The 1,124-nt window shown below is 53.6% G+C and carries 1 protein-coding gene; it reads right to left on the bottom strand.

Annotation, left to right across the window (positions count from 1 at the left end; all coding sequences use genetic code 11):
- Positions 1 to 179: 179 nt before the first annotated feature.
- A partial coding sequence (locus EJP87_RS16875; RefSeq protein WP_130472983.1) for an ATP-binding protein occupies positions 180 to 1,124 on the bottom strand: 945 nt, incomplete at its 5' end.

Genomic DNA, 1,124 nt, shown 5'->3' with positions numbered 1-1,124 from the left:
CCAGCAAGCTGTTTTACCGATTTTCAGTTTCACGGAAGTCATGGAAAACTGGCGCAAAATAACCGAATGGCTTGCTGATTCACCAAGAAAACAAAAGCGTCAGATGGCAACTCTGGGGATGTTAGGTTAACGCTGATGGGGCGCAAGGAAAGCAAGAGAAAGAGCACAATCTCTGCGCTCTAGAGCGAGAGAGGCGGTACAACTGCCTGTTTGCGTGCCACAATGGTGGCGGTCATATTCTGAATCGTCTCCAGCAATTTTTGTTTCTTGAGAGGTTTCGTCAGATAGGCATCACAACCGCACTTCCGGCAATTTTGTTCATCCTCTTCATAGGCTTGGGCGGTCAATGCCACAATGGTTACTGGCGGGAGACCCTTCTGCTGTTCCCACTGGCGAATCTGCCGTGTAGCCTCATATCCATTCATCCCAGGCATCTGGATGTCCATGAAAACCAGGTCAAATGTTGTGGAATGTATATGGCTGATTGCTTCCAGACCGTTGCCAGCAATCGTCAAGCGGTGCGGGCTCTTTTTGAGATATGCCGCAAACAACCACTGGTTATCCTCGGTATCCTCAACCAACAGAATCTGCAGCACATCTGTTTGAGCGGGCGGGGAGGGCTGGTCTGACTCTGGCAGCGACACCAAGGGTGGCGGCTCAAGCCGACGCAGGGGCAGAACGACGTGAAAAACACTGCCCACCCCAGGCTGGCTCTCTGCCCATACCCTCCCACCCATCAGTTTGCTCAGATTATCGGTGATACTCAACCCCAAGCCTGTGCCACCATGGCTGCGGGAGATGGTAGTGTCTGCCTGGACAAAGGGATGGAATATCTCTTGCAGACGACTCTCCGCAATGCCGATGCCGGTATCTTCCACACGCAGATGCAGCAGTTCGGGATGCTCTCCCTCCACCTCTGCCCGCAACACAACCTGGCCCGAAGAGGTAAACTTGAGGGCATTGCTCACCAGGTTGATCAACACCTGACGCAAGCGCAAGCGATCCCCGGTGATCCAGGTCGGTACTGCCGGATTGATCACACACAACAGGTCAATCTCTTTGTCGATGGAGAGGCTGCTCAGCAAGGTGATCACCTCCTGCAGCAGCTCTGGCAGTGCCACAGC

Origin of the sequence: Candidatus Magnetaquicoccus inordinatus (genome assembly GCF_004217665.1) — a bacterium.
In the GTDB taxonomy this organism is placed as follows: Bacteria; Pseudomonadota; Magnetococcia; order Magnetococcales; family Magnetaquicoccaceae; genus Magnetaquicoccus; species Magnetaquicoccus inordinatus.
Note: the sequence above shows the minus strand (reverse complement) of the source record. Positions and strands in the feature narration are given on the sequence as shown.